The organism is Endozoicomonas sp. ONNA1, from assembly GCF_024606325.1.
In the GTDB taxonomy this organism is placed as follows: domain Bacteria; phylum Pseudomonadota; class Gammaproteobacteria; order Pseudomonadales; family Endozoicomonadaceae; genus Endozoicomonas_A.
Genome location: NZ_JAHHPN010000615.1, coordinates 1 through 4,755, shown reverse-complemented (window position 1 = coordinate 4,755; position 4,755 = coordinate 1). Strand labels below are relative to the sequence as shown.

Genomic DNA, 4,755 nt, shown 5'->3' with positions numbered 1-4,755 from the left:
AGCGGAGTCAGGCGACCAGTGTGCCGGAGTTGCTCAGCAAAACACCGGGTATGCAGCTTGCAACAAATGGTGGTGCAGGCAGCCTATCCAGTATTTATCTCAGGGGTACAAATACCGCTCAAACACTGGTTCTGGTCGATGGACAGAAGATCAACTCAGTTAATTTGGGTGTCCCTCCCATCCAATATCTCGACCCGGAAGATATCGAAAGAATTGAAATTGTCCGAGGCCCTCGCTCCAGCCTTTACGGCGCGGATGCAGTGGGCGGGGTGATTCAGATTTTCACTCGCAAAGGAGAAGGGAAGCCTCATCTGAAGATCAAAGCGGCTGGGGGCAGTCGTAATACAGGGGAGTATGGTATTAGCTTGAATGGAAAGTCTGACGGTCTCCGTTACAATCTCGGCATGAATATCTACGAGACAGGCGGTTACAACTTCACGATTCCTAAAGAGAATGGTGATGAAGATGATGCTTATCGAAACAAGTCAGCATTTGGCAGTATTTCCCACCTGTTTTCCGACAACCTGGAGGTCGGTATAGCTTTTTCACACTCCGAAGGAAAATCTGAATACGACAATAATCCATCATATCCATCAAGTATGACTCAACCTTTTAACTTGTTCCGGGTAACGAATGCAAGCAGCTTCGCTAATCTTACCGTTAATGAGATTTGGAGTTCAGGCATTAATCTGGGCTATGCAGAAGAACACACGCAAGGTAAGACAGAGAGCTACAGCACAGGTGCGACATCAGACAGTTACTGGAGTGAGAGCGAGCGTTTTTCAACCAGTTGGAAGAATGATATTGCCTGGCATGAAAACCATTTGCTGACAGCAGGCATTGATTATTCTGATGAAAGATACGATGGCAGTACTGCTTATCTGGAAGATTCAAGATACAACGCAGGCGTTTTTGTTCAAAACCATTCCTCATTCGGTAACCAGGACGTTCAGGTAGCTCTTAGAAGAGACAAGAATGAGGCGTATGGATATAACACAACCGGTAGTGCTTCCTACGGTTTGGCTCTGTCCAATGAGATGAGTTTCACGGCTTCCTATGGCACTGCCTTCAGAGCTCCAACATTTGGTGACCTTTACTACCCTGGCTATGATAACCCCAATTTGAAACCTGAGAAGTCTGAGAACTTAGAAGTGGGTTTGAAAGGTGTTCTGGCTGTTGCTGACTGGTCAGTTTCTCTTTACCAGAACAACATGGAAGATATGATTGCTACAGACAGCACCTACACGCCCATTAATATTGATCAGGCTCGCATCAGAGGGATTGAACTGACAGTCAAGACCCGCGCTATGGGTTGGGATGTCAATTCCAGCGTTTCTTTCCTTAATCCGGAAAACCGTTCTGGAGTGAATAAGGGTAAGGTTCTACTTTATAGAGCTAAAGAGCTCTTTACCCTGGACTTTGACAAGCAGTTCAATCAATTGGGCCTGGGTGCTACTTTCCGTGCGCAAGGCAAGTCTTATGCTAATGCGGCCAATACGACAGAAGTTGCAGGTTTCGGAACAGTTGATTTGCGCATGAGCTATAGACTGACTTCTGAGGTGAAGACAGGATTGAAAGTGGTGAATCTTTTCGATAAAGAGTATCAGCCGGTTAATGGCTACAGGGGCGAGCCACTGGGGGCATTTGTCACTCTGACCTGGACTCCCGAATTGTAAGTCTTCTCTCGTACGACTAACGTCTGTCATGTGTTAAGTAAGCTCTCACTCTCTTATCCCGGAGTGAGAGCTTTTCTACAAGGTAGTCAATATGACACTCAAAAAATCCAAAGACATCCGCGAGCTCTGCTACCCCTTTATCTACGAGCGTTCGCCTTTGTGTGATCACGAAATTATTACGGATGAGCTTTGTACGACACTGGGTGGAGCCATCTATGAGCTTGAAGGTGATGAACGATTCAGGGATATCTACGATTTTCTCTGTGAGCTGCAACCGAAAATTTTTCATCTCAATGCTTCTATCCGGGGAAAACAAGCCATATTTGAAGAGCAAATAGAATGGCTTGCGGGGTATTTTGATCGTTATCAGCAAGAGATCGCCGGGCGAATAAAGGGTTTTGTCTTGCCCCGCGGACCACGACCCGTTCAGTTACTTCACTCCTGTCGTTCTCTCAGTAAAAAAGCGATCAGAGCTATGGTCTTGGTGGATGCTGAAGGCATAGAAGTTCCAGATGTTCTGCATCGCTTTGCCAACATGCTTTGCAATCTGTTTTTCAGATTAACGGTGGTGATCAATGGACGACTGGGGATCATGGAGCCTGAGTATGTGAGCAAGAGTTATAAGTCCAAGTCACCTTCAAAGTTAAAGCAAGAGTCTGCGAAAAAGGTTGTGTAATCAGGAAAGTTCGATTTAGGATAGAAATAAGGCTCAATATAATAATAAAAATAGGAGGCCATGATGAGAAAGGGACCTTTTTTTCACTGTTTTTTTCGCTCACAGTTGTCTTTTCACTCATGGCCATTCAGACGTTCATTTTCAGAGTAAGGCAGGTTTTTTCAAGTCGTGAAATCAACCTGCCATCGTGAAATTTTAATATAAACTTATCACTGAGGTGACCGATAAAGGTTTATTCCCACAAATAAAAAGATGGAGGAGCAAGGATGCTTCTTGTTGTTGCTGTTGCCTGCCTGATTGTTGCTGTTACTGCTATTCTTTCGATCATTGAATCTGCCATCATTTACGTTGATGACCTCAGGCTAGCCACTATTCTCAGAAAAAAACCGGTGAACAAGGCTGATATTAAATACGTTATCAAGAACAAGGAGGCCCACTTATCCTCCATGGTCATGTTGATCACGCTAATCAGCATTGCCGGAAGCTCGATGATAGGAGCCATTGCTGCCAAACATTTTAATGACACCGGTTTGGCCATCTTTACTGCTCTTCTGACCTACTGCATGTTGGTATTTGCCAAAATTTTGCCGAAACTCTTTGCGGTTCAGATGGCAGAGCCTGTACTCAATCATTCTGCCCGCTTCGTAAGAATTATTTGTTTCCTGCTTCGACCAATGCTCAAGATGACGTTGGTCTGGGCCAGGCTGTTCAGGTTCGAGAACACACAGGAGCCCAGCCGGGACGAGTTGAAAGGCATCATCCGTCACTTTAATAAGTCCGGTGTGATAGAGCGTGAAGAGCGTAAAATGGCAGAACTGGCTCTGAAAATGAACCAGAAGACTCTGGCAGCCTTGACTACGGAGAATGGTCCTATGGTTTGGTTGGCCTCCGACTCAAAGGTGCAGGATATTCAAGCCTTTATCTGCGAACATTCCTACAAACGTTATCTGGTTGTATGTGATGGTGCGGTAGTGGGGATCGTACACTACCGTCATATAACCAGTTGTCTGGTTAATGGCCGTGCCGATAAAACGGTCGGAGAATTGGCCAGGCAGGTTGTTTTCCTGGAGGAGCAGAGTACTTTGCTGGATGCCGTAAAGGCTTTTGGAAAAGCCAGAGCTTCTGTCGCACTTCTTGCCGGACGGAATCCGGAACAGACCCGAATGATCACTGCCAAGCAAGTTTATCAGGCCATTCTACAGGCTTCCTGAGCCTGTAGAACCCCGCAACCTCTTCCTTGCCACATCCCTTGAAACCCTCGCCAAGTGAAAACCAATTGATAGTTTTAATGCATTAAATATTTATTTCCTCGCTCTGAAACTATTTAATTTGCCTGCCGTATATAGAGTCAAAAGGACAATGATTTTTTTCGAGGCTCAGAGAGGAAAAGTGCATGACCAAGGCAAATCGCTTATCTTTAGCTACAGGCATATGGGGCAGTTTAATCGTAGCACTGACATTGATGTTTTCGGTGCAGGTTATGGCCAAAGACGAGATCTATACCGGGCTTTTCAGCGATAAGGCTGTCAGCGGCTATGACCCCGTGGCTTACTTTACTGAAGGCCAGCCGGTAAAAGGTTCGGATAAATTTACTACTCGTTATAAGGGTGCTAACTGGTACTTCAAGAGTGAAGAGCATAAAAAGCTGTTTTTGGATAACCCGGAAAAGTATGCCCCACAGTACGGCGGCTATTGCGCCTGGGCTGTAGCTCATGGTAATACTGCCAGTGCTGATCCCAATCAGTGGACCATCGAAGATGGCAAGCTTTACCTGAATTACAATGGGTCTGTTCAGAAGAAATGGCTCAAGGATAAGAAAAACCTGATCATTGAAGCTGATGATAACTGGCCGAAAGTGATCAATTAAACCCACTGGTTTCTTATCAAACCCTGAGTAAAGTCCGGTTCACTGGTGCTCTGTGACTTTGCTCATCTACCTCATAGATACGTTGAGTTAAATCACTTTCAACCCGGTGACCTGATTTCTTGCTCTTTGAGAAATGGAATTGATCTCATGAAAAAGCGCGTTATACACATTTTTAGCTGGTTAACTGTCCTCTGGATAGCCAAGGTTTTTCTGTTCTCCCTGCCTTACAAGTTCAGTGGGCACCCGGATACTCAGCATATCTTTGGAACCATCGGTCAATGGATGCAGGGAGTTTTTGGTGCCTCCGTGGGTGAATGGTTCAGCAGTTATGGTGCCATTGCCGTAGGACTTGCAGAATTATCCGTCAGTTTACTGCTGTTCCTGCCTGTCATACTGTTTATTAACAATAAGTTGAGTACTCATGAAAGCAAGATCAGCCAGAGTCTGATTCACAGTTTGGGTGGACTGGCAGCCTCCGGTATCATGGCGGGAGCTGTCTTCTTCCACCTTGCTACACCCCTGGGAATTGAGGTATT

At 45.6% G+C, this 4,755-nt stretch carries 5 protein-coding genes; all 5 read left to right on the top strand.

The genetic code is table 11. The features are described from left to right. Positions 1-1,676 (top strand): TonB-dependent receptor (locus KDK19_RS14310; protein WP_257292225.1); only part of this gene is annotated, 1,676 nt, incomplete at its 5' end. A gap of 91 nt (positions 1,677-1,767) precedes the next feature. Beyond that, on the top strand, positions 1,768-2,352 hold the full coding sequence (locus KDK19_RS14305; RefSeq protein WP_257288403.1) for a cobalamin adenosyltransferase: 585 nt from the start codon (positions 1,768-1,770) through the stop codon (positions 2,350-2,352). 266 nt (positions 2,353-2,618) lie between these two features. Beyond that, positions 2,619-3,563 (top strand): CNNM domain-containing protein, encoded by a 945-nt coding sequence (locus tag KDK19_RS14300; RefSeq protein WP_257280194.1) that lies wholly within the window; start codon positions 2,619-2,621, stop codon positions 3,561-3,563. 251 nt (positions 3,564-3,814) lie between these two features. After that, entirely contained in the window at positions 3,815-4,219 is a 405-nt protein-coding gene (locus KDK19_RS14295; RefSeq protein WP_306801350.1) for a YHS domain-containing (seleno)protein, read from the top strand. Positions 4,220-4,366: 147 nt separating this feature from the next. Continuing rightward, positions 4,367-4,755, top strand: a 389-nt coding sequence (locus KDK19_RS14290) for a hypothetical protein (protein ID WP_257292223.1), incomplete at its 3' end; no start/stop codon positions are given.